Consider the following 24,903-nt stretch of genomic DNA (forward strand, 5'->3'; position numbering starts at 1 on the left):
ACTATGGCTATCGGCGCGACCATCCACACGTTCACGGTGAATCTCGCCGATGTCGACCGCGGAGTCTATGAAGAGCTCACGCTGCGTGTCGCGCAGCATCCGTCCGAGACGCTGGCCTACATGATGACCCGCGTGCTGGCGTACTGCCTCGAGTACGAGGAGGGCATCGGCTTCAGCGAGGGCATCTCCTCGGTGGATGAGCCCGCGATCCTGGTGCGTGATCTCACCGGACGCGTGACCGGATGGATCGAGGTCGGCGCTCCGGATGCCACTCGTCTGCACTACGGCAGCAAACTCGCCGATCGCACGACGATCTACACGCACCGCGACCCCGCCAAGGTCGTGATCCCGTGGGCAGGCAAGACGATTCACAACGCCGAGGCCATCACGCTGCACAGCTTCGACCCCGGGTTCATCGAAGACGCGGTTGCCGCGCTCGAACGCCGCAGCACCATGACCCTGTCGGTCACCGAGGGGCAGCTCTATCTCGAGCTCAACGGCACGCATCTGAGCTCCGCTGTTCACCAGCACCCGATTCAGTAGACAGCCGCGATGGCGGATGCTGCGTCGTCGTCGCATCCGCGTCAGAGAGAGGTCTTCGGGCCTCGGCGTCGGAGTCCCTCGCCGGCGAGCAGGACGAGAGCGAGCGCGATCGCGGCGTAGGTCGGAAGCTCCTGCACGGACAACGGCTCTGCGAGCACCACGGTCGCGGCGACGATGAGCAGCACCGGCTCCAGGTAGCTGAGCATGCCGAAGAGGCTCAGCGGGAGAAGCTGGCTCGCGCCGATGTACAGAGCGAGCGCGCCGGCGCCGAGCACCGCGAACAGGCTCAGGCTGAGGGCTGAACCGGGATCGCGCAGGGTCGCCAGAGTCGGGTCATCGATCAGCAGAAGCGCGAGCGCGACCGGCAGGATCAGGATCATCTCGGCGGTCAGGCCGGCGCTGCCCTCGATCCGCGCAAAACGGCGGACGGCGAAGTAGATCGGGTACCCGAGCGCCACGGCCAGCGTCTCCCACGACAGGGCGCCGAACTGCCAGACCTGATAGCCGACGCCGACGGCCGCGACGCTCACGGCGGCGATCCGCCACGGTCCCAGCCGCTCGCGGAAGAGGAGGCGTCCTGTGAGCGCGAGGGCGATCGGCATCACCAGATAGCCCAGTGCCAGGGGCAGCCCACGGCCTTCGCCGGGGGCCCACGTGAACAGCCATTGCTGAAAGCCCAGCATCGCCGAGGAGAGCATGATCGCGAGGATCAGGCGTGGATTGCCGCGCAGTCGTCGCAGAAGGCCGCGGAGTGCGGGCAGGCGGCGGGTGATGCCGAGGAAGCCGAGCAGCAGTGCGACGGCGAAGACGATGCGCCAGCCGAAGAACACGTTGCCGGTGAAATCGAGCGATGCCGACAGGATGAACACGACGCCGAAGATGGTCGACGAGAGCACCGAGGCGATGACGCCGAGGCGTGCTCGGGGCGCGAACTCTGACACGGTACTGCTCTCCCGCCACGGAGGGCGACCGGGCGTGCAATCCAGCCTATCCGGGTGACGCCGACGTGGGAGGATCGCAGCATGACCACCGTGCGACTCACCGGACAACTTCGCTGCGCCACCGATGCCGACATCGCGCGCGTACGCGCGCACCTTCCCGAGCATGTGCGCCTGACGAGGGAAGAGCCGGGGTGTCTCTCGTTTGACGTCGTGCAGACGGCCGATCCGCTGATCTGGCAGGTCGATGAGGAGTTCGCGGATCCTGCCGCGTTCCGCGCGCATCAGGAACGGGCTGCAGACAGCGAGTGGGCGAAGGGCACGGTCGGAATCGAACGGGCCTACACGGTCGAAGGCATGGGTGCGTGAAGCCCGGATCGGCGTCGGATGTGTCTCGCGTCGTGGAGCGGTTGCGATCCGCGGGGTGGCAGCATGCGCCCGCGCCCGCACCAGACGCGAACCTGCCGGCGCGCCTCGAGGGGGCGCTTCCGGATGCCATCGCATGGGTGAGCTCCTTCGGGCTGCTGTCGAACGCGGCGGAGACGACGTGGTTTCTCTCCCGCGATGACTATGCGCGCGCCGACGCAGACGGTTTCGCCTGGGATGAGTTCGAGGTTCTCAGCAGGGACGCGGCCGACGATCCCGAGAGCCTCGCCGCGGTGGCGGCGTTCTGGCGGTCGCATCTGCCGATCCTTCAGTCGGTTGACGGCGCGTACGTGTATCTGGCCGTTCGCTCTGATGGTGCTGTCGTCTGCGGAGAGGAGCCCGAGTTCGAAGAGACGACCGTCGTCGCGGACAGCATCGGGCACCTGCTGGACCGGATCATCGCGGAACCCGTGGTGCCGGGCGACATCATCGACCGGCTGTTCTTTCGCAGCGCGGTGTAGGGCACGCGCTCGCTCCGGAGATCAGCGCCCCGCTGCCGCCGAAACCACCGCGAAGAGGGCGACGGCGCCGACAGCGACCGAGAACAGCACGCTCACGAGCAGCAACCGCGCATCGGGCAGTCGAGAGGCATCCTCCACCGGTTCCAGCGCCCGATACGCTGCCCGGTAGCGCGCTCGTGCGGCAACCCACAGCAGCGCGGAGACGATGAGCCCGATGACCCCGGCGATGATCCACAGCGCCGAGTCGAGCATGACCGGAAGGATCCGCATGCTCACGAGCGACCCCACCGCGATGGCGAGAGCCGTCCGGCGCCAGGCGAGCTCGGTGCGCTCAGGCTGCAGGCCGACGTCGTAGAGAGCCATCAGAGCAGAGTCGCGATGACGATCAGGATGCCTGCGACGGTGACGGCGATGCCCACGGCGGGGGCGAGCAGCGACGCCGGCAGGGGAGTGTTCAGGCGCATCGCCTTCTCGCTGCGGATCCACCCGATCCACGCAAGCGCCGGGGTGATGATGCCGGCGATGATCAGCACGAGAGAAGCCGCGAACTTCAGGTCGGGCTGCAGATCGAGCCCAAGCAGTTCGAGGGCGACGCCACCGGCGATCAACGCGAGCGCGGTGCGGGTCCACGCGAGGAACGTGCGCTCGTTCGCGAAGGTGAAGCGGGCGTCGGGCTCGGTGCCGTGACGGTAGACGGCCTGCGGGAATCGGCGGTCAGACATAGGTCTCCCATCGGTGGTCCTCAGAGCGCGACGGTACGGAAACCGGCGTTGCCCATCGAGGAATCGGGGGTGTTCTGCGAGCGCGCCGAGTTGCGGTAGCGGTTGCAGTAGGAGATGTGGCAGAGGAAGCTGCCGCCGCGCAGGACGCGGGAGGTTCCGGATGCTGCGCCTGTCGGGTTCGCGGATTCGGAACGCTCATAGTACGTGGGGTCGTACCAGTCAGCGCACCACTCCCACACGTTGCCGACGGTCTGCCACAGGCCGTAGCCGTTGGGCTCGAAGGTGCGCACGGGGGCCGTGGTGAGGAAGCCGTCGTCGAGCGTGTTCTCGCGGGGGAAGGTTCCCTGCCAGATGTTGACTCGCCATCCGCCGTCGTCGACCTCTGCGTCGCCCCACGGATACTTGGCGGCGTGCAGTCCGCCGCGGGAGGCGTACTCCCACTCGGCCTCCGTGGGCAGACGGCGGCCTGCCCACTCGCAGTAGGCCATCGCATCGTTCCAGCTCACGTGCACGACCGGGTGGTCACCGAGTCCTTCGATCGATGATTCGCTGCCGCCGGGATGTGCCCAGTCAGCGCCCCGTACGCCGAGCCACCATGGCGTTCCCGGGGGCTGGCCGAGGATGTCTTCCTGCGGAGCAGCGAGTGCGAGGTGGAAGACAGCGGAGAATCCGAACGTCTCGGCCTCCGTGCGGTAGCCGGTCGCCGCCACGAAGGCGGCGAAGGCGTCGTTCGTGACGGAGGTCGCATCGATCGAGAAGGCGTCGATCGCGACCTCGTGCAGTGGGGTCTCGCCGTCACCGGGGTTGCGGTCGCCGGACGAGTCGCCCATGAGGAACGTGCCTGCGGGGATCTGCACCTGCTCGATCGAGTGGGTGCTGCCTGCCTGCGGGACCGGGGCTGCTTCTGCCGGGCGGGGCTGCAGGGTGAGGAACTGTTCGCGTCCGGGCGCGCCGCAGGCGCAGTGGGGGCCGCAGCCCTCGCCCTCAATCGGTTCAGTCATCGGAAACGATTCTACCGAGAGGCTCCCGGGAGGGAGATTCCGCGGGACCGGGCGCTCCACAGGAGAGCTACGATTCTGAGATGGCCAGCGAAGAGCAGATCGACGACGTCTCCATCGGGGGCGATGTCATTCGCCTCGGGCAGTTCCTGAAGTTCGCAGGACTGATCGACTCCGGCGGCGACGCGAAAGAGGCCATCATCGACGGCTATGTGCTGGTGAACGGCGAAGCCGATCGCCGCCGCGGACGGCAGCTGCACGACGGCGACATCGTCAGCTTCGAAGGTCGTTCCGCGCGCGTGCGCCCCTGACCGGACGGGTCAGAAGCCCACGGAGAAGACGACGTGCTCCTTCGCTGATGCCGCATCCGCGAAGAACGTGCGCACACCGGCGAGCCAACCGAGCGCGTACCCCTCCTCATCGGGGCCGTACTCGGGGTTGCGAAGCTCTTCCGGCATGACGGCATAGGCGCGCGAGAACTCCTCGTCGCTGAGCACCGCGAGGTACTCGGCGACCTCCGCGACCTCAGCCGGATCGAGGTGCGTCACCCAGGATTCGTCGTCATCCTCCTGCAGCTTTCGAGCGCCGCCGATCACGCCGCGGGCGGGCCAGGCGGCCTCATCGCCCTCGGGCGCGATCGCGCAGTGGATCGGATCCCACGCCTTGTCGGTCTCACACGCGCGCGAGTACACCTCTTCGTTCTCTTCCAGAGCCGACAGCGCCGCTCCCAGAGCCTCATCGTCGCCCGTGCAGGCGAGGACCGCCGCTGCCTGTTCCGCCGTCAGCCGCATGTGCAATCCGAGTTCCATGGGGACAAGATAGCGCGGACGCCGCGGCTCTATGGCTGCGTGGTGTGAGCGTTCAGGAAGTCGATGGTCTTCTGCAACGCGGTCTGCGCATCCGGCATGTCGAGGTGGAACTGGTACTCGTGCGGCAGTGCAGGTTCGTGATCGGCGGGCCAGAACTGCGTCGTCAGATCGACGCCGAGCGCATCCAGGCGCTGGGCCATCGGGATCGACTGCAGCCAGGTGAGTCCGTCGCCGTTTCCACCGGAGATGTAGGTCGTGGGGAAGTCCTCGTTCACGAAGTCGATCGTCGACATCATCGCGCCGGTGGAGCCCACCGCCCAGTTCTTCGTGCCGCTGTACGCCCACATCGACGTCTTCAGCCCCCAACCCAGGATGCCGTCGAGTGCCGCGAGAGCCGAGAGGTCGTAGACGCCGCAGTTGAGAACGGTGGCGACGAGCTGGGATGACGTGAGCGCGGGCGTCATGTCCATCAGAGCGGCATAGTCGGGGTTCGTGACGATCGTTGCGACCTGGCTCGCGAGCTGTGCGCCAGCGGAATCTCCGGCAAGCACGATCTGCGAGGGATCGACGCCCAGGTCGTCGGCGTTGTCGACGATGTAGGCGAGCGCCTCGTTGATCTGGTGAACGGCGAGGGGATAGACGCCCTCGGGCCCGCGCGTGTAGTCCACGGCGATCATCGTGTAGCCCTCGCCGGCGAGGATCTGCATGTACGGATCGACGTCTTCCTTCGATCCGGAGATCCAGGCACCACCGTGGATCCACACCACGGTCGGGAGCGGCTCCGTGGCGGAGGCCGGGGTGAAGACATCCATCGTCGTATCGTCATCGCCGGTGAGTCCGTCGGAGCCGTAGGCGATGTCGCGCGTCGCCGTGACGGGCGTGTCGGGGACGTGCCGTTTCATCTCGGCCGCCGTCGCCTCACCGCCCTGTGTGAATACCGCGCGGATGAGCATCGCGGACGGCCAGGACGTGATCGATCCGACCAGAGCCACGATCACGCCGACCGCGAGGATCACGCCGATCGTGATGCGGGTGCGATGCCACGGACGGTGCCGCTTCTTCGATGTCGTCGACGCCGGGGGAGCCGTGGACTCATCGTGCTGGGCGGTGTCTGCGGGGTTGGTCATCGTCCCTCCTCGCACTCAGTGTGGCAGGAGAGGCGTCGGTGAGGCCAGCACCAGTATTCCGGGGGCGACGGCTCAGCGGGCGGCGTGGACGACCGCGAGGTTGCGCTCCGCCGTCGTCACGATCGCATCCACGGTGACGTCGTCGGGGCGTCGTGCCACCTTGACCGAGAGCCAGGGCACATCGCCCGCCGCGGCGAGAGCAGCCGACACGTGCGCTGCGTCGAGCAGAGACTCTGATTCGGGGAACGTCTCGGCGATCGGCAGATGCGCGTCGAGCCAGGCCGGGCCGTAGGCCCCGGAGACGGCAGATGCTCCGGAGAACGCCAGCCCTGCGAGGTGGCCGCTCGCGGCCGCATCCGCGATCTGTGCGGTCACCGCATCGGCATCCTGCAGCTCGATCGCGGAGCGGCCCCAGTTGATCCACATGCCGACGGGAGCCTTCGATGCCTCGATCGCTTCGAGCTCGGCGGCCATCGAGAGGAAGCGCTTCTCACCGGCCCGCCCCGCGACGAACGCGTCGCAGTGCTCGATGACCAGCTGTGCTCCCGACCAGTCCCAGCTGCCGATCTCGGCGAGGGAGCGTGCGAGCGCGTCGATGCTGTCCTGCCCGTAGGCCGCAGCGTTCTGCGGGGCGCTGTGCAGCGTCACGATCGCGACGGATGCCGCGCTCTCCGCGCGGACGCGCGCGACATCGGCCGCCACGCGGCGCAGATCGGTGAGAGCCTTCGCGCGACCGGTCTCGTCAGGGGAGGCGATGCCGTAGGAGGCGTCTGCGGCGCAGCTCTTCATGACCCACGGAATCGCCGTCAGCGCGAGCTGCGCGCCGGCGGGGACGTGGGCAAGGAACCACGCCTCGTCGTGCGGATGCAGCCCGTCGACCCAGGGAACCTCAAGACCGGTGACGCCCGGCAGTGCGAACAGCGCGGGAAGCAGTTCGGCTTCCAGAGTCGGATCCCACTGCGCGTGTGCCGGAGAGAGTGGGTACGAGCTCAGGAGGATGGGCGTACTCATTCGTTCGCTTCCTTGGCGATGGCGGCGACGAACCACGAGGTGATCGTCGACGGGTGGGTGATCGCTGTGCCCACGCATACCGAATCGGCGCCGGCCGCGAGCGCTGCCGCCGCCTGTGCCGGGCTGTGCACACGGCCCTCCGCGACGATCGGGCGCGAGCAGTGCTCCGCGAACTGGGCGATCAGCTCAAGGTCAGGGCCCTCGGTCTTCGGGCGCTCGCCGGTGTAGCCCGAGAGCGTCGTGCCGAGGATGTCGGCTCCCGCTGCTTCGGCGGCGATCGCGTCGTCGAGCGAACCGCAGTCGGCCATGATGAGCACATCGCTGTGCGCGCGGATCTGCGCGATCGTCTCGGTGAGCGTCAGTCCGTCGGGACGCGGGCGACGGGTGCCGTCGATCGCCACGATGTCGGCGCCGGCGTCGGCGACGGCGCGGGCGTGCTCCGCCGTCGGAGTGATGAACACCTCGTCGTCACCGTCCTTCCAGAGTCCGATGATCGGCACAGGGAGTTCGGACACGGCGCGGATGTCGGCGATGCCCTGCACGCGGATCGCGGCGGCACCGCCCACGATCGCAGCCTGGGCGACCTGTGCCATGGTGCGCGGGTCGCGCATCGCTTCGCCGGGGTAGGCCTGGCAGGACACAGTGAGGCCGCCGCGCAGGCGGTCGACGATCTCGGCGGGGGTGAATCTCATGGGGTGACCTCTCCGGCGTCGACAGCATCCCAGGCGGATGCGGCCGCGCCGCGCAGCGGTGCGTCGTTGCCGAGAGCACCGGGAAGAAGGGGGATTGTCTGCAGGGCGTCGATGACCTCGGCGCGGAAGGCCTGCTCCATCGGCTGCCACCAGGCGTCGCCGATGTGCGGCACGCCGCCGGTGATCACGATGCGCTCGGGATCGAGCAGCGTGGCTGCTCCTGCCAGCGCGCGGCCGACGGCGGCGGCGGATTCCCGCATCGCGCGGAGGGAGAGGGCATCACCGGATGCCGCAGCGGCGGCGATCCCGCGGGCATCGCGGATCTCAGGAGACCCGCCGATGGCGAGGTAGTGCGCGTGCATGCCGATGCCGGAGCCGATGGCCTCCAGGTGGCCCAGGCGACCGCAGGGACAGCGCAGATGCTCGGCACCGGGAGTGGGGACGTGCGCGATCTCGCCAGCGACGTGGTGCGCACCGCGCACGGCTCGCCCGTCGAGGATGAGTCCGGAGCCGACGCCCGTGCCGACGGCGACGATGAGGGCGCTGCGCGCGCCCGATGCAGCGCCGTGACGGAACTCTCCGGCGGCATGTGCGTCGACGTCGTTCTGCACGGCGACGGGGGAGTCGCCATTCAGATGGACCGAGAGCCCCGCGCGTACGAGATCGGCCAGGGGCGTGCCTGGCCAGTCGGTGAAGGTGTCGGTCGAAGAGACGATGCGGCCGTGTGCCGCATCCACGACGCCTGCCGTGCCGATGCCGACGGCACGCAGGCGCGCGCCGTCGGCATCAGCGAGGAGCTGTTCGGCGAGGGAGATCACCGTCGCCACGACCGCCGCCGGCCCCTGCAGCGCAGGGGTCGGGGCGGTCATGGTGAACAGCGGAACATCGTCGCGGCCAGCGAGCGCGGCAGCGGTCTTCGTGCCGCCGATATCGACAGCCAGGACGACGTCAGTCATCAGGCGCTGACGCCCGCAGGAAGCAGCTCGTGTGCGGCGAGGATGCCGCGGATCTTCTCCACAGCGTTCGCGTCGAGCGACTGCACGCCGGCAGCCATCGTCGCGTGGTCGATGATGCCGCGTGCGTGCATCGCCGCCTTGAACGCGCCGACACCCGTGGCGTCGCCTGAGAGGCCCTTGGGCTGGAACACGATGTCGAAGATGCTGTTGATGCGCTCCTGCTCGGTGCGCGCAGCATCCCAGTCGCCGCGCTCTGCGGCATCCCACAGACGCACGTAGCCTTCGGCCTCGACGTTCGCGAGACCGGGAACCACGCCGTCGGCGCCCGCGAGCGCCATCGCGTCGACCACCATCTCGTGGCCGGTCAGCAGCTGCAGCGGGTGTCCGGCGGCGTTGTTGGCGGCGAGGAGGCGGCGGAAGCCCACGTCGTCACCCGAGGAGTCCTTCACACCGTGAATCGTACCGTCGAGTGCGAGCTCCATGAGCAGGTCGAGGCTCAGCTTGGAGTGCACGCGCACCGGGATGTCGTAGGCCCAGAGCGGCGCATCGATCGCGGCGGCGATGGTGCGGAAATGCGCAGCGTGCTCGGCCACGGAGTTCAGCGTGTAGAGCGGCGTCGTGGTGACGACTGCGTCTGCGCCTGCGGCGACGAGCTGGCGTGCGAGCGCAGCCGTGCGTGCCGAGGTGAGGTCGATCGCACCGGCGATGATCGGCGCGCGGCCGGCGGCTGCGCTCTTGATCGTGGCGAGGATCTCCAGACGCTGTGCGTCGGTGAAGTACGCGGTCTCACCCGTCGAGCCCAGCGCGAACAGGCCCTTCACTCCCGCGGTGATGAGGTAGTCGACCAGGCGCTCCAGCGATGCGTGGTCGATCTCGCCGCTGGGGAGCAGGGGAGTGGCGACGGGAGGGACAACCCCGGTGAAGACGGGGGCAGAGGTGGCAGTCATTTTCTTTCCTGTGTGATCTCTAGAGCGAAGTGTGAGGTTCAAGCAGCGAGGGCGCGGCGCCCAGCAGGGTGCGCGTGTACTCGTCGGAGGGGTTGTCGAAGACCTGGGCTGCGTCGCCGAACTCGACGACGCGACCCTTGTTCATGACGGCGATCTCATCCGACAGGTAGCGCACCGTCTGGATGTCGTGCGAGATGAACACCATGCCGAGACCCAGCTGCTCCTTGAGGTCGGTGAGCAGGTTGAGGATCTGCGCACGCACCGACACATCGAGGGCGGAGGTGGGCTCATCGGCGATGATCACCTGCGGATCCAGCACCAGGGCGCGGGCGATCGCCACACGCTGGCGCTGACCGCCGGAGAGCTGACCGGGCAGCGCATCCAGAGCGGATGCCGGCAGCCCGACCATTCCGATGAGGTCGCGCACCTTGCGCTGGCGGCTCGCCGGTGTGCCGAGGTGGTGCACCTGCATCGGGTCGATGAGAGCATCGCGCACCGTCATGCGGGCATTGAGCGCCGTGGCGGGGTCCTGGAACACGACCGAGAGGATGCGCCCGAGACGCTTGCGCACCGACGGCGTGAAGGACCGCACGGATTCGCCGTCGAAGACGACCTCGCCGCTCGTGGGCTGCTCAAGGCCGATCAGGACCTTCGCCGACGTGGACTTACCCGAGCCGGACTCGCCCACGATGCCGAGCGTCTGTCCCCGCTTCACGGTGAGGGAGACACCGGCGAGCGCGTCGACGTAGTTGCGCTGGAACAGGGACGAGTTGCGCGTCTTGTAGCGGACGTGCACATCCTTCAGCTCGATGACTGCATCGCTCATCGTCCGGCCCCGATCGCTTCGACGGGCGCATCGTCGGGATGCGCGGAGTAATAGTGTTCAGTGCCCTCGATCTGGCGGCGCACCGGGGTGACACCGCGGTAGCGCGCGGGGTTCGAGGAGCGCGGCGCGAAGCGGTCACCCTCCGGGAAGTCCCGCGGCGACGGGACGACGCCGGTGACCTGGTGCAGGCGGTCAGAGCCTGCCTCGATCGACAGCACGGCGCCCAGCAGGCCCTGCGTGTACTCGTGGACGGGCTGGGTGAGCACCTCTCGGGTCGTGCCCTGCTCGACGACCTGCCCCGCGTACATCACGGTGATGCGGTGGGTCAGCTCGGCGACGAGTGCCAGGTCGTGCGAGACGAAGATCATCGCGAAGCCGAGCTCGCGCTGCAGACGCATGAGCAGTTCGACGACCTGCGCCTGCACTGTCACGTCGAGCGCTGTGGTGGGCTCGTCGGCGATGACCAGTCGCGGATTGCGGGTGAGCGCCATGGCGATCAGGACGCGCTGGCGCTGTCCGCCGGAGAGTTCGTGCGGGTACGACGCGAGCGTGCGCTTCGGGTCGAGGCCCACGAGCTCCAGCAGTTCCTCTGCGGTGCGGGTGCCGCCGCGCGAGGTGAGCTGCTTCATCTGCGAGCGGATGAGCATGGCCGGGTTCAGGGAGCTGAGTGCGTCCTGGTAGATCATCGCGATGTCGTGGCCGCGCAGCGCGTTGCGCTCGCTCGCCGACATCGTGAGCAGATCCTTGCCGTCGTAGAGGATGCGGCCGGTGACCTTGGCCTTCGGGTCCAGCAGGCCCATGATCGCGAGCGAGGTGATCGACTTTCCGCAGCCGGACTCGCCCACGAGCGACATGGTCTCGCCGGGGCGCACCGTGAAGCTGACATGGTCGACGACGTTCACATCGCCGTGACGCGGGAACGCGATCGACAGGTCCTGGACCTCGAGCAGCGGTGCGGCGTCACCCGTGTAGACCATGCGGTCAGTGCGCTGCAGCTCGCGCTCACGCAGCTGCGCGAGACGCTCCTCGAGCGGAACCGTCGAGGTCTGCGGCACGAGGATGTCGCGCACGCCGTCGGGAACGGTGACGTTGACGCTCGTGTCGATCGTGGTGATCACGTTCGTCGCGTCGGGGCCCGCCATCGCGGTCTCGAGGTCGTGCGTGGACTCTTCCGTGTTGGCCGCATCCGCCGTCACCCGACGTGCACGCGGGGAGACCATCGCGTCCGTCATGCTCTCCGAGAGGATGTTCAGGGCGAGCACCGTGAGCAGGATCAGCAGACCCGGGAAGAACGTCGCCCACCAGGCGCCGCTCATCACGAGGTTGCGACCGGCGGCGATCACGTTGCCCCACGAGGGCTCCGGGTCCGGAACACCGGCTTGGATGAACGACAGCGATGCCTCGAAGACGATCGCATCTGCGACCAGCACCGTCGTGAAAACCAGCACGGGGGCGATCGAGTTGCGCACGACGTGCTTGATGATGATGCGCGGCGTGGATGCGCCCATCACTCGGACGGCGGAGACGTAGTCCTCGCCGTACTGGTCGAGGATGTTCGCACGCACCACACGCGTCAGCTGCGGCGTGTACAGGAAGGCGATCGTGAGCACGAGCACCGGCAGGGACTGCCCGAAGACGGCCACGAAGACGGCGGCGAGGGCGATGCCGGGGAACGACATCACGATGTCGAGCACGCGCATCACGGTCTCGGAGATCCACTTGGGAGCGGTCGCTGCGATCGTGCCGAGCACCGCGGCGGCGGCGAGGGCGACGAGGGTCGCGCCCAGGCCGATCACGAGCGAGTAGCGGGCGCCGAACAGCAGGCGAGACAGGATGTCGCGACCCTGGCGGTCGGTCCCGAACCAGTGCTCGGGGCTTGGGGGCTGCACGGGCGCGCCGGAGGCGAGCGGGTCGTAGGGGCTGATCAGCGGCGCGAAGATCGCGGCCAGGGCGATCAGTGCGACGACGGCGAGGCCGACCTTCGCGCTGATGCTGAGTCCACCCAGGCGCAGGCCCGGGACGGAGAGGCGTTCTGTCAGTTTGCGTCGCATGTCACACCGACCGGATTCGGGGGTTGATGAGGACGTACAGGAGGTCGACGATGATGTTGATGACCACGAAGGCCATCGCGACCGCGAGCGTCACGCCCTGCACGAGGTTGGGTTCGTTGTTGGTGACGCCGTTGAGGATCAGCGTTCCCATGCCCGGGAGGGCGAAGATGATCTCGATCACGACGGCGCCGCCGAGCAGGTAGCCGACGCGCAGACCCAGCACCGTCACGGGGGTGATCAGGGCGTTGCGCAGCACGTTGCGGCCGACGACGACGCGGCGGGGGATGCCGAAGCCGAGCGCGGTGCGCACGTAGTCGCGATCGAGTTCCTCGACCATGGCGGTGCGGACGACGCGCGAGAGCTGGCCGATCACGGGGACGGCGAGGGCGAGAGCGGGCAGCGTCATTCGGGCGAGCCAGCCGGCGGGATCTTCGCTGAATTCAGGGAGCTTGCCGGAGGAGGGGAGCAGCCCCAGCTGCAGGGTCACCAGCTGGATGAGCAGGATCGCAAGCCAGAACGAAGGCGTCGACAGCGACGCGATCGAGACGATGCGGATGACCTGGTCGGGCCAGCGGTCACGGTAGACAGCGGCCACGATGCCGAGGATGGCGGCGCCGATGACGGCGATGATCAGGCCGAGGAACGTGAGCTGGAGGGTGATCGGGAACGCGCGGGCGACCTCGTCGATCACGGGGAGCTGACGGGCAGAGTAGGTTCCGAGATCTCCCTGGAGCAGGCCGAGGAGGAAGCTGAAGTAGCGCACCAGCAGCGGATCATTGAGACCGTGGGCTTCGCGGTACGCCTCGCGGCTCTCCAGCGATGCGCCTTCGCCGAGCGCGGTGAGTGCCGGGTCGACCGGCGAGAACGACATCACGACGAACACGAGGAACGTGATGCCGAGGATCATCAGAGGCAGCTGCAGGAGTCTGCGTCCGATGAGGCTGAGCGTGTTGGACACGAGGTCGGGCCTTCCTGGGGAGGAAGCCGGGGGCGCGGACAGGGATCCGCGCCCCCGGCAGGGGACTACTTGGCGGCTACGCCGACGTCCAGGAACGAGAGTCCCGTGGTCGGAACCGGAGCGAAGCCGACAAGGCTGTCAGCGTCCCAGCCGGTGGGCAGCTTGCGGTGGAACAGCGGGTACAGCGGAACCTCGTCGGAGAGGAGGTCGAATGCCTCGTTCCACGACTTCTGCTGTGCGTCGCCGGTCTCGCGAACCGCGGCGTCCATCAGGGAGGTCAGCTCTGCGTACTCGGCGCTGTCTGCCCAGTTGTAGCGGGTGTTGGGCCACACGTTGTCGCCGTACCACCAGCGCATCAGCACGTCGGGGTCGTTGCCGAAGACCGAGGGGTCACCGGGGGCGACCATGACCTGGTAGTCACCGGCGTCGACCTTCGTGTACTGCGCACCGGACTGGCCGATGTCGAGCGTGGTGTTGATGCCGACAGCATCCAGCGACTCCTTGATGAGCGGAGCAACCTCGCGCACCCAGCCGGTGTCGGTCGTGAGAAGCGTGAGGTCCATGCCGTCGACGCCCGCTTCCTTCAGCAGCGCTTCAGCCTTCTTCGGGTCGTAGGTGTAGACCGTCGATGCCTCGTTGTAGTTCGGGTGCGACTTCGGGAGGAACGACGTGGCTGCCTCAGCGTTGCCGAGCAGGCCGGTGCCGAGGATCTTCTCCATGTCCAGTGCGTAGAAGAGCGCCTGGCGCACACGCACGTCGTCGAAGGGGGCCATCTTCGTGTTGAACATCATGAAGAGCAGGCCGAAGGACTGCACGCTCTCGACATCTGCGGTCGCGGCGAGGCCGTCGACGTCGATGTAGGGCACGTCTTCCATGGCCTGGATGGTGCCGCTCGACAGCGCCGTGACGCGAGCTGCGGCATCCGAGAGCAGGTTCCAGTTCATGCCGGCTGCGAGCGCGGGGCGCGGACCGGTGTAGTCGTCGAAGCGCTCGAAGACGATCTTGTCGTCAGGAACAGCCGAGACGAGCGAGTACGGGCCGGTGCCGATCGGCTGCGAGCCGAAGGCCTCAGCTCCTGCCTCGACGACGGCCTTGGGGACGATCTTGACGACGCCGAGGCGCTCGTTGACGAGCGAGAACGGGTAGTCGGTGGTGATGCGCACGGTGTCTTCGTCAACGGCGGTGACGGTGTCGACGAAGTCGATGAAGCTCGTGAACAGACTGTTGTTCGCCGGGTCGAGGACGCGCTCGTAGCTGTAGACGACGTCTTCGGAGGTCACCGGGTCGCCGTTGTGGAAGACGGCGCCGTCGCGGAGGGTGACCTCGTAGGTGGTGTCGTCGATCTTCTCGGGCATTTCGGCGGCCAGTGCGGCGTAGGGCTCGCGGGTCACGGGGTCGAGGTCGACCAGACCTTCGAAGACGTGCCAGTTGACGGCCTGCGTGACAGCGCCCGAGGCGAGCATCGGGTCGAAGCTGCCGCTCAGCGAGTAGGAGATACCCGCTTCGATGATGGCGTCTTTGTCGATTTCTGCTGCTGCGCTGCCACCGTCGGCAGGCTTCTCGGCGGCGGGTGCGCCACAGCCGGCAAGTGCGACCGCGGCGGCAACGGTGCCAGCCAGCGCGATCGCGATACGTCCCGCGCCTCGGCGGGAAGTGTTGCGGTACATGTGTACTCCAGTTGGGTGTGGGGAGAACTTCTTGAAGACATCAGATGTCTGACGTAATATAAACATGTGGATCAAGAATTCACAAGAGTGGGATGATCATGCCAAGCACATCGATACAGGAGCGAGATTTCGTGAGAACCACGGGACCGGGGCGTCAGGCCCGCATGCGTCGATCCACGACGGCGGATCAGATCAAGCAGTTGATCCTTACGCGCGGGCTCCGCCCGGGCGATCCGCTGCCGACGGAGGCTGAGCTCTGCGACATCCTCGAGGTGTCTCGTTCCTCTGTCCGCGAAGCGATCCGTACGCTCTCCACGTTGGACATCGTCGATGTGCGCCATGGCCACGGCACCTATGTCGGCGCCATGTCGCTGGATCCCATGGTGGAGGCGCTCGTCTTCCGCGGCGTTCTCGCGCCCGAGGGGTCTCTCAACGCACTGCGTGAGGTCGTCGAGGTGCGCCTCGCCCTCGACCTCGCCATGGCTGACCGTGTCGTCGCTGCCGTCAGCGCTGCGAGCGCAGATGATCTGAACGAGCTGGCGGCCCTCGTCGACGAGATGGTCGACAACGCCGGCCGCGGTGAGAACTTCCTCGACGCGGATCGCGCCTTCCACACGAAGCTGTTCGCGGAGGCGTCCAATCACCTCGCGACGCAGCTCGTCGGAGCGTTCTGGGATGTGCACACCGCGGTCCTCCCGCAGCTCGGCATCGCTCCGCCTGCCGACATCCAGCTCACTGCCAAGGCGCACGGTGACATGCTCGACGCGGCGCGGAGCGGCGACATCGATGCGTATCGGCGCGCGGTGATCGAGCATTACCAGCCGCTGCAGCGGGTTCTCGCTCAGGCGGGCTGACTCGGCGGGCAGGGCTACGCGGTTTCGCTGTCCGTGATGCCCGCGATGATGTGCGCGAGGGCGTACTCGAAGGCGGCGTCGACATCGCCCCCGAGCCGGAAGGCCCCCGCGATCTCCATCGACAGGAAGCCGGTGGCCCAGGCGGTGAACATGCGAGCGGCGTGCAGAGCTGCTTCGGATTCGCCCACCTTTGCGGCACAGCTGCTGATCACCGGTGCCGCTGCGCGCTGGAGGGCATCAAGCGGTGCCAGTGGGCTGGACAGCAGGCGAAAGCCCTCGGGGTTCGCGTGACCAAAGCCGCGGAAGGCGACGGCGAGTGATCGCAGGTCGCCCGTGTGTGGGCTCAGTGCCGATCCGAGGTCGTCGATGACATCCTCGACGATCGCGGTGAGCAGGGCGTCGCGATCGGCGATGCGCTTGTAGAGCGACGGGGCGCGGACGCCCACATGGTCGGCGACCGCTCGCATCGTGACCCCCGACGGGCCTTCGCGCTCGAGGAGGAAGCGGCCAGCGGCGATGATTTCGCTCCGTGAGGTGCGGTCGGGGGTGGGCATCGTCGTGCTCCGGCTCTTCATCGATGGCTATTGACAGTAGCCATGATAGCTAACTAACGTAGCTATGTCATCTCCTCGCACTCGGAAAGCTCCTGATGAAACTCGCACCGCACCTGCACCGCCTTGGCAACGACATCGTCGCGTCCTATCTGATCGACCTGCCCGAGGGCGTCACCCTGATCGACGCAGGGCTGCCGGGGCATTGGAAAGATCTGCACAGTGAACTCGCCGCAATCGGGCGCTCGCTCAGCGACGTGCGCGGAGTCATCCTGACCCACGGCGACTCCGACCACATCGGATTCGCTGAACGACTGCGACAGGAGGCCGGGGTCCCCGTGTTCATTCACGCGGCCGACGAGGAGCGCGCCCGCACGGGCAGGAAGCCGAAGACGGGCGGCGAGCGGATGGCTCTTGCCGGCGTCGTGTCGTTCTTCACCTACGCCCTCGGCAAGGGAGGTCTCCGTGCGAAGTACGTGCAGGAGATGAGCGTCGTCGCCGACGGCGATGTGCTGGATCTCCCCGGCTCCCCGGTGATCGTGGGCATTCCTGGGCATTCCCCGGGCAGCATCGCCGTGCACGTCCCCGCGGTGGACGCGCTGTTCGTCGGAGATGCGCTCACGACGCGGCACGTGCTGACCGGAGAGCTCGGGCCGCAGGCGGCGCCGTTCACGGACGATCCCGCCGGCGCGGATGCATCCCTCGATCGCCTCAAGAACCTCTCGGCATCGTGGGTGCTGCCGGGCCACGGGGAGGCCTGGCAGGGCTCGCCGGCCGTGCTCGTCGATGCCCTTCGTGCTCGCTAGCGCGACGGTCTCGGGGTTCGACCCCGCGGCGCGCGTCAGTGAGACGCGAGTACCTTCGCGGTGTCGCTGATCGTGATCTGCGGTGGGTACAGGCCCATGACGTGGAGCGCGGCCGCGTGATTCTCGGCGGTCGATCCCGCGCAGGCATCGGCGGCGACCGTGACGTACGCCCCGGCATCGGCTGCCGCGAGAGCAGTGGAGATCACGCAGCAGTCGGTGCTGACACCCGCCAGCACGACGTGCGCGCCGTGACCGACGATCGCCGCCAGCTCGGGCCCCCACTTGCCGAAGGTGGGAAGGTCGAGAGTCGGGTGCGGGCTCAGCGCGGCAGCATCCGGCACCAGCGAGAACAGCGGGTCATCCGCGGGCTGATCCGCGAACGGCCAGTCCGCGAAGTACGCCCCCCATGACGTTGAGCGATCCGCCGTGGGCATCCATCGCGTCACGAGCACGCGCTCACCGAAGGCCTCGGCGAGCCGCGTGATCTGAGGCATCGCCGCGGCGAAGAAGGGCGAGCCCCACGCGGAATCCGGGGCCGCGAAGATGTTCTGCGGGTCGATCACGACGAGCCACGGCTGCGGCGTGGTCGGTTCGGATGCGGCGAGGTTCTTCGCGTTCTCGACGACCGGGTTCGTCATCCGTTCTCCTGTGCGCGGATCTTCGCCGCACGGGCGAAGTACGTCACGAGGAACGAGAGCACCAGGGCGAAGAAGACGCCGAGGTTCGCGTAGGCCCAGTCGCCGTCCGCACCGCCCACGAGGCCGAGGAAGTAGCCCTGCCAGTTGTTCCACGGGGCGGCGTCCGCGAAGCCGTTGAGGACGAAGCCCCAGCCGATGATCGAGGCGACGACCAGGGTGCCGACGGACGTCCAGTCCCACGCGCCATAGCGGCCGTTGGCGTCGAAGAGCCCGTCTTCGTCGTATGCCTTCCTGCGGCGCAGGATGTCGGCGATCAGAATGCCCGCCCAGGAGGCGAGCGGCACTCCGAGCGTGATCAGGAAGCTCTGGAACGGGCCGAGGAAGTCAGCGGAGAAGAACACGACGTAGATCGTGCCGAGCGTCAGGATGACGCCGTCGATCGCCGCCGCCGAAGGACGGGGGATGCGGATGCCGAGGCTGATGAGCGTGAGGCCCGAGGAGTAGATGCCGAGCACCGCGCCGGAGACGAGTGCGAGGACGGCGGTGAGCAGGAACGGCACCAGCACCCAGACCGGCAGGATCGACGCGAGTGCGCCGATCGGGTCGGCGCCGACGGCGTCCATGAGCTCCTGGTCGGAGCCGGCGAGGAGCAGACCGAAGACGACGAGGATGACAGGGGCGATCGCGCCGCCGAAGGTGTTCCAGCCGACGATCGCGGCATCCGATGCCGTGCGCTTCTGATACCGCGACCAGTCTGCGGCGATGTTGATCCAGCCGAGACCGAAGCCGGTCATGACCATGACGAGCGCGCCGATGACCTGGCCGATTCCTCCATCGGGGCGAGCGAGGACCGCCGCGAAGTCGATGTGCGGCACGGCGAGGATCACGTAGAGGATCGTGACCGCGCCGGTGATCCACGTGAGGACCGACTGCATCTTCATGATCGTGTGATAGCCGAGCACGGAGGCTGCGACGATGAGCGCGGCCACGATGACCGTCGCGATGATCTTGAGCACGATACTGTCGCCGTCGCCGCCCAGCTGCGTGATGACGGTCGCTGTGGCGAGCACCGCCATGATCGCGAGGAACGTCTCCCAGCCGATCGAGGTCAGCCACGAGACGATGCCCGGGATCTTCTGCCCGTGCACGCCGAACGCGGCGCGCGACAGCACCATCGTGGGAGCGGAACCGCGTTTTCCGGCGATCGCGATGAGCCCACAGAGGAAGAACGAGACCACGATGCCGATGACCGACACGAGGGTCGCCTGCCAGAACGAGATGCCGAAACCGAGCACGAAGGATCCGTACGACATGCCGAACACCGAGACGTTCGCCGCGAACCACGGCCAGAACAGGTCGCGCGGCTTCGCCGTACGCTCGGACTCGGGGATGATCTCGATTCCGGCGCGCTCGATGAGAGTCGACGTCGTCGTGCTGGTTTCGCTCATACGCCCATATTGGCACCGGCGGGACCCGCGGGGCGGGAATCTGCGCGGTCTGCGGCGTCAGCGCGTGAAGAACGCCTCCGCGACCCGCGCGAGGTCGTGCAGGTCGGTCACCCCGGCAAGCTCACGGGCCGAGTGCATCGAGAGGATCGGGATGCCCACATCGACCGTGCGGATGCCCAGACGCGTCGCCGTGATCGGTCCGATCGTCGAACCACAGGGAACCGAGTTGTTCGACACGAACTCCTGTGAGGCGACGCCCGCGCTCTCGCACCACTCCGCCCACGCGGCAGCACCGACGGCGTCGGTGGCGTAGCGCTGGTTCGCGTTGATCTTCAGGATCGGGCCTGAGCCGAGCAGCGGCTGCACCACCGGGTCGTGCTTCGCAGCGTAGTTCGGGTGCACGGAGTGCCCCACGTCGCTCGACAGGCACCAGGATGCCGCGTAGGCGCGGTGCTTCTCGGAGATGTCTGCGCCGAGGCCGGCGTAGATGCGCTCGAGGATGTCTTCGAGGAAGGGACCGGCGGCACCGGATCGCGACGCGGACCCGAGCTCTTCGTGGTCGAACGCGGCCAGCACGGGGATGACATCGCCCGTGATCGGCGTGGCGGCGAGCTCGGCGAGGGCCACGACCCCCGCGTGCACGGAGGCCAGGTCGTCGAGGCGGCCGCTCGCGAAGAACGCGGAATCTTTGCCGAAGACGGCCCCCGGCGCGGCATCCGCCACGACCGCATCGAAACCGCGGATGTCTGCGGCGTTCACCCCTGCGGCATCCGCGAGCTCGGCCAGCAGGTCGGCGTCGCTCGGGTCGCCGAGGCCCCACACCGGCTGCGTCTCGAACTGCTTGTCGAGCGAGAGGCCGTTGTTCGCGCCGCGGTCGAGGTGGATCGCCAGCTGCGGCAGACGCAGCAGCGCATCGGTCGCGGCCAGCACGACGCTGCCGTCGGCCATCGCGAGGCGTCCGGCCAAGCGCAGCTCACGATCGAGCCACGAGTTCAGGAGCGGGCCGCCGTAGATCTCGACACCGGCCTGCAGCCAGCCCTTGTGACCGGTCGTCGGCTGCGGCTTGAGCTTGAAGCCGGGGGAGTCCGTGTGTGCGCCGAAGATACGCGTTCCGGTCGTCGCCGTGGCATCCGCGGGCACCGCCCAGGCGATCGCCGCACCGTCGCGAACCACCACGAAGCGCCCACCGACCTGCGTCGGCCACTCTGCGGTCTCGTCGAGACGGACGAAGCCCGCGGCTTCGAGGCGGCGCGCGACCTCTTCCGCGGCGTGGTAGCTCGAGGGCGATGCGGCGACGAAGTCCGCAAGGTCTTCGGCGTGGCTGAGGGCTGCGGGGGTGGGGGTCATCGACCGGCCTTCCTTGTGGGAGCAGACCCTTCGATCGTATCGAGGGTGGCGGAGGCATCCCTGTTCAAGGGACGATGTTCACCCTGTTTTCGCGGATTCTCGGGTGAACATCGCTCCTTGAACGGAGGAAGTGACCGCTCGCACGTGGCTCAGGGCGGGACCGGCCCAGCGTGACGACAGCTTCTCGAAGAGCGCGAAGCTGCGCATGCCGGGCCAATCGGCGGGAAGCAGAGACGACGGCAGGCCGGGGTCGATGTAGGGCAGAACGCGCCAGCTGTCGATCAGGTGCACGTAGGAGTGAAAAGCCGTCCCGCTGTCGAGCGAATCGAGTGTGGACTGAAATCGCTCGTGCTCGGCGCGCAAGGCGTCGAGGTCCCACCACTTCGTCACGGCCTCGGTGAGCGGTGTTCCCGGCCGTGGGTCTTGGGTGCGGAAGAGGGTCGCGAAGGCGCGAGCATCCAGCTCTTCCAGGATCTGCTCGACCTCGGCGGCGAGATGATCGGGGCAGGTCCAGAGTCCGGGCGCGACGGCGCCGCATCCGATCCACTGCAGACGTCGTCGCAGCTGGTGGCGCAGGTCGCGTCGCGACTCCGGAACGGTGAACGACACGAGACACCACGGATCGCCGGCGCTCATCTGCCGGATCTCGAAGATGCGGCGGTCGCCGCGTTCGAGCATCGGCAGAGCCGCAGGATTGAGCGCGTAGTCGCCCGCGTCCGTGAGCAGCAGCCCCTTCTGCTTCAGGCGCGTGATGCCGGTGCGGGCACGCGGTGCGGGAATGCCGGCATCGCCTGCAAGCCGCACGAGCGCTGGGGCGCTGATCCGACCGCCCAGCGGGCGCAGATAGAGGCCGATGATCGTGCGCAGCAGCGACGTCGTGCTGCCGGGACGGGCGTCGAGATCATCCAGCACCGCGGGCACCGGAGCGTCGTGGCTATCGGGCATCAAGCGCCTCGCGCACGGCGAGCACACCGCGGGCGACTTCTTCGAACGAGGTGCTGAGCGGGGAGAGACCCAGGCGGATGCCGTCGGGGAAGCGGAAGTCCGGGATCACGCCGTCGGCCCAGAGTGTCTGGGTGACCTCGCGGAAGGAGGGGTGGCCGATCGTGACATGGCTGCCGCGTTGCGTGGCGTCCCTCGTGCTGAGCAGTCGCACACCGGCCGGTGCGAGCATCTCGTCGTAAGCGCGCACCGCGAAGTCGGTCAGGGCGATCGACTTCGCGCGCACCGCGTCGATGCCGACGCTGTCGATGAGGTCGAGCATCCCCTGCATCGCGAGCATCGAGATGACCGGCGGAGTGCCGCTCAGCAGCTGGCGGATGTCGGCGGAGGGTGCGTACTCGGGGCCCATCGCGAAGATGTCAGCGGCGCCCCACCAGCCCTGGATCGGCTGGCGCAGCGTGCCGAGCAGCTCACGCCGCACATAGGCGAAGGCGGGGGAGCCGGGGCCGCCGTTGAGGTACTTGTAGGTGCATCCGACCGCGAGGTCGACGCCCCAGGCATCCAGCTGCATGGGGATCACGCCGACGGAGTGGCACAGGTCCCACATCATCAGCGCACCCGCGTTCTTCACGGTCGCGGTGATCGCGGGCATGTCGGCGAGGGCGCCCGAGCGGTAGTCGACGTGGCTGAGGGCGACGAGCGCGGTGCGCTCGGAGAGGACGGATGCCACGTCTTCGGCCGTCACACCCCGCACTGCATCCGGCTCCAGCCAGCGCAGGGTCATGCCTGCTTCGGCAGCGACGCCCTCGGCGATGAAACGGTCAGTGGGGAAGTTGCCGCGCTCGATCACGATCTCGGTGCGGCTCGCGTGACGCCCCGCGGCGGCACGCATGAGCTTGTAGATGAGCACGCTCGTCGAGTCGGCGACGACCGTCTGGCCGGGCGCGGCGCCCAGCGCCACGGCGCCGATGCGGTCGCCGAGCACCATCGGCAGATCCATCCACTGCTCATCCCATGAGCGGATCAGACGCGTGCCCCAGTCGTGGCGCACGAACGCGGCGATCTTCTCGGCGGTATCGCGGAGCGGGCGGCCGAGGGAGTTGCCGTCGAGGTACGCGTCGACCCCCGGTGCATCCGCGAAGGCAGCGAGATGCGGGTGCAGGGGATCAGCTGCGTCCAGAGCGCGGGCGTCGTCGAGCAGGGCAGTGGCGAGGGCGGTCATGGCAGCTCCACGGTGAGGGCGGTGACGAGGTCGGTCGGGGCGAGAGGTGCAGCAGTGAGGGGATCGAAGACGCCCGCTGCGGGCTGAGGGACGCGGAGCAGGACAGCACCGGGTGTCCGCGGGTCAACGGGGGCGAGTGTGGCGATGAGGGCTGCGCCGTCGATTCCGGCTGCGCGCATTGCCTCGACCTCTTCGGCGCGGAGGTCGATCGGGGTGGGGCCGTTGCCCATGTCGGTGCCGTAGAGCACGGTGCCGCCCACCGCGGCGAAGCGACGGAGATTGTCGATCGCAATGGACAGCGGCTCGCCCTCGTGAATCGCGAGGGTCGTGATCCAGGCGGCGGATGCTGCCTGCCGTGCGATCTCGCCGTCGTCGAGTCGTTCGGTGAAGGGGGTGTGCACGAGGCCTGTCGCGCCGAGGCGCACCGCGCGCTCGGCTTCGCCAGGGCCCTCGGCGTGGGCGTAGACGGGGATCCCATGCTCTGCTGCGGATGCGACGATCGCGGCGAACACGGCATCGTCGAACACGGGGCCTGCCTCGCTGTTGCTCATGACCTTGATGCAGGATGCTCCGGCATCGGCCATCTCGGCGACGGCGAGCGCTGCGGCATCCGCATCCGCGATCTCGCGCACCGAACCTTCTCGCGCCCACCAGCGGTCGGAGGGATAGCCGCCGGGAGGCGTGAGAAACGCCCCGGCGAAGTCGATCTGCACGGGGAGCTTCGGCGCCCATTCGCGCAGCCGGGCGAACGGTGCACCGAGGTCGAGAACGCGACCGAGCCGTGAGGAAGTGAGCGGAGAAGGGTCGACGAGCATCAGGTGCACGTGGTGGTCGGTGAAGCCGCCGACGATCGCGTGCGGGAAGCGCGGGAGCGAAGCATCCGGCGTCTCGTCGTGCACGACGGGGCGTCCCTCTTCGAGAGCCAGAACCCCCTCGCGCCAGGTCGTGCCGTCGAAATAGGTGGCAGCGGACGAGGTCATGAGGCACCGATCTCCGTGCGCACCGAGTACAGCTCGGGGAAGAAGGTCAGCGACAGCGCGCGCTGCAGGAAGTCGACTCCGCTCGATCCGCCGGTGCCCTTCTTCATGCCGATCGTGCGGGTGACGGTGCGGAGGTGACGGAAGCGCCAGAACTGGAAGTTGTCCTCCACATCGACGAGCTCTTCGCACGCCTCGTACAGATCCCAGTGCTCGCGCGGGTTCTCGTAGATTTCGCGGATCACCGCAACCAGCTCCGGCGTCTCACGGTACGCCTCACGCACGTCGCGCTCCAGAATCGAGGGCGGAACCGGCAGGCCACGTCGCGCGACGAGGCGAAGGAACTCGTCGTAGAGGGTCGGGCGCTCCCACTCGGCGGTCAGCAGCGCGAGGTTTTCGGGGTGCGTCTTGAAGACGCTCAGCATCCGCTCGTTCTTGTTGCCGAGTGCGAACTCGACGGCCCGATACTGCACCGACTGGAAGCCGGAGGAGTTGCCCAGCTCGCCGCGGAACTCGGCGTACTCGGTGGGCGTGAGAGTCGCCAGCACCGACCACTGCTGCGTCAGCACCTCCTGGATGTGCTTGACGCGAGCGACGTGCTTCAGTGCGGCGCGCAGATCATCGTCGGCCAGACGATCGCGGGCGGTGCCGAGCTCGTGCAGCACGAGTTTCAGCCACAGCTCGGTGGTCTGGTGCTGAATGATGAACAGCATCTCGTCGTGGTGCTCGGGGGAGCTGACCGGATGCTGCGCCGAGAGCAGCCGGTCGAGGTCGAGGTAGCCGCCATAGGTCATGCGGTCGCGAAGGTCGGTGACGATTCCCTCTTCGAGGGCGCGTTCGTTGCCCGTGGTCGTCGGCTCGGCTTCACTGCTCATGCAGCGAACATAACACTTTCGTGGCGATCGTCACAGATATGAAATGAATGCGGCGGCTGTGACGGGGGGGTCTGTGTCTCTGTGTGACCCTCGATGAAGCGGCATGTCGAC

28 protein-coding genes are annotated in these 24,903 nt (G+C 67.9%); 6 read left to right on the forward strand and 22 right to left on the reverse strand.

Annotated features, from left to right (window positions below; genetic code table 11):
• The first annotated feature begins 3 nt into the window (after positions 1-3).
• Entirely contained in the window at positions 4-543 is a 540-nt protein-coding gene (locus JOD62_RS09490) for a YaeQ family protein (protein ID WP_204939052.1), read from the forward strand.
• Between the two features lie 41 nt (positions 544-584).
• On the opposite strand, the gene rarD is transcribed toward JOD62_RS09490, so the two are convergent.
• Complete coding sequence (gene rarD, locus JOD62_RS09495) at positions 585-1,484, reverse strand: EamA family transporter RarD (protein WP_204939053.1); 900 nt, start codon at positions 1,482-1,484, stop codon at positions 585-587.
• A gap of 81 nt (positions 1,485-1,565) precedes the next feature.
• Between rarD and JOD62_RS09500 the strand changes: the two genes are divergently transcribed.
• Entirely contained in the window at positions 1,566-1,850 is a 285-nt protein-coding gene (locus JOD62_RS09500) for a putative quinol monooxygenase (protein WP_204939054.1), read from the forward strand.
• Positions 1,847-2,368 carry a hypothetical protein gene (locus tag JOD62_RS09505; protein ID WP_204939055.1) on the forward strand — a complete coding sequence of 174 codons (522 nt, stop codon included), beginning with the start codon at positions 1,847-1,849 and terminating at the stop codon, positions 2,366-2,368. The genes JOD62_RS09500 and JOD62_RS09505 overlap by 4 nt, the downstream gene beginning before the upstream one ends.
• Before the next feature lie 21 nt (positions 2,369-2,389).
• Here the strand turns inward: JOD62_RS09505 and JOD62_RS09510 are convergent, their stop codons facing one another.
• From JOD62_RS09510 to JOD62_RS09520, 3 genes are read right to left on the reverse strand one after another with little or no spacing between them, the layout of a single operon-like run.
• A complete protein-coding gene (locus JOD62_RS09510) occupies positions 2,390-2,731 on the reverse strand; it encodes a DUF202 domain-containing protein (protein ID WP_204939056.1) in 342 nt (113 codons plus the stop codon).
• Positions 2,731-3,090, reverse strand: a complete 360-nt coding sequence (locus tag JOD62_RS09515) for a YidH family protein (protein ID WP_204939057.1) — start codon at positions 3,088-3,090, stop codon at positions 2,731-2,733. The genes JOD62_RS09510 and JOD62_RS09515 overlap by 1 nt, the downstream gene beginning before the upstream one ends.
• Positions 3,091-3,110: 20 nt before the next feature.
• Positions 3,111-4,091: a formylglycine-generating enzyme family protein gene (locus JOD62_RS09520; RefSeq protein ID WP_204939058.1), complete on the reverse strand. Its 981-nt coding sequence runs from the start codon at positions 4,089-4,091 to the stop codon at positions 3,111-3,113.
• A gap of 80 nt (positions 4,092-4,171) precedes the next feature.
• On the opposite strand from JOD62_RS09520, the gene JOD62_RS09525 reads away from it, so the two are divergent.
• On the forward strand, positions 4,172-4,399 hold the full coding sequence (locus JOD62_RS09525; protein ID WP_204939059.1) for an RNA-binding S4 domain-containing protein: 228 nt from the start codon (positions 4,172-4,174) through the stop codon (positions 4,397-4,399).
• 9 nt (positions 4,400-4,408) lie between these two features.
• On the opposite strand, the gene JOD62_RS09530 is transcribed toward JOD62_RS09525, so the two are convergent.
• From JOD62_RS09530 to JOD62_RS09575, 10 genes are all read right to left on the reverse strand, one after another.
• Positions 4,409-4,897, reverse strand: coding sequence for a DUF1877 family protein (locus JOD62_RS09530; RefSeq protein WP_204939060.1), 489 nt, complete (start codon positions 4,895-4,897; stop codon positions 4,409-4,411).
• A 29-nt stretch (positions 4,898-4,926) separates the two neighbouring features.
• On the reverse strand, positions 4,927-6,024 hold the full coding sequence (locus JOD62_RS09535) for an alpha/beta hydrolase (RefSeq protein WP_204939061.1): 1,098 nt from the start codon (positions 6,022-6,024) through the stop codon (positions 4,927-4,929).
• Positions 6,025-6,096: 72 nt separating this feature from the next.
• Complete coding sequence (locus JOD62_RS09540; RefSeq protein WP_204939062.1) at positions 6,097-7,035, reverse strand: DUF4862 family protein; 939 nt, start codon at positions 7,033-7,035, stop codon at positions 6,097-6,099.
• Positions 7,032-7,727 carry an N-acetylmannosamine-6-phosphate 2-epimerase gene (locus tag JOD62_RS09545; RefSeq protein WP_204939063.1) on the reverse strand — a complete coding sequence of 232 codons (696 nt, stop codon included), beginning with the start codon at positions 7,725-7,727 and terminating at the stop codon, positions 7,032-7,034. The genes JOD62_RS09540 and JOD62_RS09545 overlap by 4 nt, the downstream gene beginning before the upstream one ends.
• Positions 7,724-8,683, reverse strand: a complete 960-nt coding sequence (locus tag JOD62_RS09550) for an ROK family protein (protein WP_204939064.1) — start codon at positions 8,681-8,683, stop codon at positions 7,724-7,726. The genes JOD62_RS09545 and JOD62_RS09550 overlap by 4 nt, the downstream gene beginning before the upstream one ends.
• Positions 8,683-9,630 carry a dihydrodipicolinate synthase family protein gene (locus JOD62_RS09555; RefSeq protein WP_204939065.1) on the reverse strand — a complete coding sequence of 316 codons (948 nt, stop codon included), beginning with the start codon at positions 9,628-9,630 and terminating at the stop codon, positions 8,683-8,685. Before JOD62_RS09555 ends, JOD62_RS09550 begins: the two co-directional genes overlap by 1 nt.
• A gap of 19 nt (positions 9,631-9,649) precedes the next feature.
• Complete coding sequence (locus JOD62_RS09560) at positions 9,650-10,456, reverse strand: ABC transporter ATP-binding protein (RefSeq protein ID WP_204939066.1); 807 nt, start codon at positions 10,454-10,456, stop codon at positions 9,650-9,652.
• Positions 10,453-12,507: a dipeptide/oligopeptide/nickel ABC transporter permease/ATP-binding protein gene (locus JOD62_RS09565; RefSeq protein WP_204939067.1), complete on the reverse strand. Its 2,055-nt coding sequence runs from the start codon at positions 12,505-12,507 to the stop codon at positions 10,453-10,455. The genes JOD62_RS09560 and JOD62_RS09565 overlap by 4 nt, the downstream gene beginning before the upstream one ends.
• A 1-nt stretch (position 12,508) precedes the next feature.
• Positions 12,509-13,465, reverse strand: a complete 957-nt coding sequence (locus JOD62_RS09570) for an ABC transporter permease (protein ID WP_271171498.1) — start codon at positions 13,463-13,465, stop codon at positions 12,509-12,511.
• Between the two features lie 65 nt (positions 13,466-13,530).
• Positions 13,531-15,132, reverse strand: a complete 1,602-nt coding sequence (locus JOD62_RS09575) for an ABC transporter substrate-binding protein (RefSeq protein ID WP_204939068.1) — start codon at positions 15,130-15,132, stop codon at positions 13,531-13,533.
• A gap of 131 nt (positions 15,133-15,263) precedes the next feature.
• On the opposite strand from JOD62_RS09575, the gene JOD62_RS09580 reads away from it, so the two are divergent.
• A complete protein-coding gene (locus JOD62_RS09580; RefSeq protein WP_271171499.1) occupies positions 15,264-15,986 on the forward strand; it encodes a FadR/GntR family transcriptional regulator in 723 nt (240 codons plus the stop codon).
• Between the two features lie 14 nt (positions 15,987-16,000).
• Here JOD62_RS09580 and JOD62_RS09585 read toward each other — a convergent pair whose 3' ends face one another.
• Positions 16,001-16,540, reverse strand: a complete 540-nt coding sequence (locus JOD62_RS09585) for a TetR/AcrR family transcriptional regulator (protein ID WP_204939069.1) — start codon at positions 16,538-16,540, stop codon at positions 16,001-16,003.
• Between the two features lie 95 nt (positions 16,541-16,635).
• On the opposite strand from JOD62_RS09585, the gene JOD62_RS09590 reads away from it, so the two are divergent.
• Positions 16,636-17,343 (forward strand): MBL fold metallo-hydrolase, encoded by a 708-nt coding sequence (locus JOD62_RS09590; RefSeq protein WP_204939070.1) that lies wholly within the window; start codon positions 16,636-16,638, stop codon positions 17,341-17,343.
• 35 nt (positions 17,344-17,378) lie between these two features.
• On the opposite strand, the gene JOD62_RS09595 is transcribed toward JOD62_RS09590, so the two are convergent.
• The 7 genes from JOD62_RS09595 to JOD62_RS09625 all read right to left on the reverse strand — a co-directional run bounded on the left by JOD62_RS09595 (position 17,379) and on the right by JOD62_RS09625 (position 24,792).
• Positions 17,379-17,981, reverse strand: a complete 603-nt coding sequence (locus JOD62_RS09595) for a cysteine hydrolase family protein (RefSeq protein WP_204939071.1) — start codon at positions 17,979-17,981, stop codon at positions 17,379-17,381.
• Complete coding sequence (locus JOD62_RS09600) at positions 17,978-19,429, reverse strand: purine-cytosine permease family protein (RefSeq protein ID WP_204939072.1); 1,452 nt, start codon at positions 19,427-19,429, stop codon at positions 17,978-17,980. The genes JOD62_RS09595 and JOD62_RS09600 overlap by 4 nt, the downstream gene beginning before the upstream one ends.
• A gap of 57 nt (positions 19,430-19,486) precedes the next feature.
• Positions 19,487-20,776 carry a M18 family aminopeptidase gene (locus JOD62_RS09605; RefSeq protein ID WP_204939073.1) on the reverse strand — a complete coding sequence of 430 codons (1,290 nt, stop codon included), beginning with the start codon at positions 20,774-20,776 and terminating at the stop codon, positions 19,487-19,489.
• Between the two features lie 78 nt (positions 20,777-20,854).
• The gene (locus JOD62_RS09610; protein WP_204939074.1) at positions 20,855-21,721 is read right to left on the reverse strand and encodes a PaaX family transcriptional regulator; all 867 of its coding nucleotides are present in this window, start codon (positions 21,719-21,721) and stop codon (positions 20,855-20,857) included.
• On the reverse strand, positions 21,711-22,940 hold the full coding sequence (locus tag JOD62_RS09615; protein ID WP_204939075.1) for a kynureninase: 1,230 nt from the start codon (positions 22,938-22,940) through the stop codon (positions 21,711-21,713). Before JOD62_RS09615 ends, JOD62_RS09610 begins: the two co-directional genes overlap by 11 nt.
• On the reverse strand, positions 22,937-23,920 hold the full coding sequence (locus JOD62_RS09620) for an amidohydrolase family protein (protein WP_204939076.1): 984 nt from the start codon (positions 23,918-23,920) through the stop codon (positions 22,937-22,939). Before JOD62_RS09620 ends, JOD62_RS09615 begins: the two co-directional genes overlap by 4 nt.
• Positions 23,917-24,792, reverse strand: coding sequence for a tryptophan 2,3-dioxygenase (locus JOD62_RS09625; protein ID WP_204939077.1), 876 nt, complete (start codon positions 24,790-24,792; stop codon positions 23,917-23,919). Before JOD62_RS09625 ends, JOD62_RS09620 begins: the two co-directional genes overlap by 4 nt.
• Positions 24,793-24,903: the final 111 nt, after the last annotated feature.

This window comes from Microbacterium keratanolyticum, from assembly GCF_016907255.1.
In the GTDB taxonomy this organism is placed as follows: Bacteria; Actinomycetota; Actinomycetes; order Actinomycetales; family Microbacteriaceae; genus Microbacterium; species Microbacterium keratanolyticum.

Excerpts from the sequence above, each read along its gene's own strand:
- JOD62_RS09490 (WP_204939052.1), top strand. The coding sequence starts at position 4 with ATGGCTATCGGCGCGACCATCCACACGTTCACGGTGAATCTCGCCGAT.
- JOD62_RS09500 (WP_204939054.1), top strand. The coding sequence starts at position 1,566 with ATGACCACCGTGCGACTCACCGGACAACTTCGCTGCGCCACCGATGCC.
- JOD62_RS09510 (WP_204939056.1), bottom strand. The coding sequence starts at position 2,731 with ATGGCTCTCTACGACGTCGGCCTGCAGCCTGAGCGCACCGAGCTCGCC.
- JOD62_RS09515 (WP_204939057.1), bottom strand. The coding sequence starts at position 3,090 with ATGTCTGACCGCCGATTCCCGCAGGCCGTCTACCGTCACGGCACCGAG.
- JOD62_RS09520 (WP_204939058.1), bottom strand. The coding sequence starts at position 4,091 with ATGACTGAACCGATTGAGGGCGAGGGCTGCGGCCCCCACTGCGCCTGC.
- JOD62_RS09525 (WP_204939059.1), top strand. The coding sequence starts at position 4,172 with ATGGCCAGCGAAGAGCAGATCGACGACGTCTCCATCGGGGGCGATGTC.
- JOD62_RS09530 (WP_204939060.1), bottom strand. The coding sequence starts at position 4,897 with ATGGAACTCGGATTGCACATGCGGCTGACGGCGGAACAGGCAGCGGCG.
- JOD62_RS09535 (WP_204939061.1), bottom strand. The coding sequence starts at position 6,024 with ATGACCAACCCCGCAGACACCGCCCAGCACGATGAGTCCACGGCTCCC.
- JOD62_RS09540 (WP_204939062.1), bottom strand. The coding sequence starts at position 7,035 with ATGAGTACGCCCATCCTCCTGAGCTCGTACCCACTCTCTCCGGCACAC.
- JOD62_RS09545 (WP_204939063.1), bottom strand. The coding sequence starts at position 7,727 with ATGAGATTCACCCCCGCCGAGATCGTCGACCGCCTGCGCGGCGGCCTC.
- JOD62_RS09550 (WP_204939064.1), bottom strand. The coding sequence starts at position 8,683 with ATGACTGACGTCGTCCTGGCTGTCGATATCGGCGGCACGAAGACCGCT.
- JOD62_RS09555 (WP_204939065.1), bottom strand. The coding sequence starts at position 9,630 with ATGACTGCCACCTCTGCCCCCGTCTTCACCGGGGTTGTCCCTCCCGTC.
- JOD62_RS09560 (WP_204939066.1), bottom strand. The coding sequence starts at position 10,456 with ATGAGCGATGCAGTCATCGAGCTGAAGGATGTGCACGTCCGCTACAAG.
- JOD62_RS09565 (WP_204939067.1), bottom strand. The coding sequence starts at position 12,507 with ATGCGACGCAAACTGACAGAACGCCTCTCCGTCCCGGGCCTGCGCCTG.
- JOD62_RS09575 (WP_204939068.1), bottom strand. The coding sequence starts at position 15,132 with ATGTACCGCAACACTTCCCGCCGAGGCGCGGGACGTATCGCGATCGCG.
- JOD62_RS09585 (WP_204939069.1), bottom strand. The coding sequence starts at position 16,540 with ATGCCCACCCCCGACCGCACCTCACGGAGCGAAATCATCGCCGCTGGC.
- JOD62_RS09590 (WP_204939070.1), top strand. The coding sequence starts at position 16,636 with ATGAAACTCGCACCGCACCTGCACCGCCTTGGCAACGACATCGTCGCG.
- JOD62_RS09595 (WP_204939071.1), bottom strand. The coding sequence starts at position 17,981 with ATGACGAACCCGGTCGTCGAGAACGCGAAGAACCTCGCCGCATCCGAA.
- JOD62_RS09600 (WP_204939072.1), bottom strand. The coding sequence starts at position 19,429 with ATGAGCGAAACCAGCACGACGACGTCGACTCTCATCGAGCGCGCCGGA.
- JOD62_RS09605 (WP_204939073.1), bottom strand. The coding sequence starts at position 20,776 with ATGACCCCCACCCCCGCAGCCCTCAGCCACGCCGAAGACCTTGCGGAC.
- JOD62_RS09610 (WP_204939074.1), bottom strand. The coding sequence starts at position 21,721 with ATGCCCGATAGCCACGACGCTCCGGTGCCCGCGGTGCTGGATGATCTC.
- JOD62_RS09615 (WP_204939075.1), bottom strand. The coding sequence starts at position 22,940 with ATGACCGCCCTCGCCACTGCCCTGCTCGACGACGCCCGCGCTCTGGAC.
- JOD62_RS09620 (WP_204939076.1), bottom strand. The coding sequence starts at position 23,920 with ATGACCTCGTCCGCTGCCACCTATTTCGACGGCACGACCTGGCGCGAG.
- JOD62_RS09625 (WP_204939077.1), bottom strand. The coding sequence starts at position 24,792 with ATGAGCAGTGAAGCCGAGCCGACGACCACGGGCAACGAACGCGCCCTC.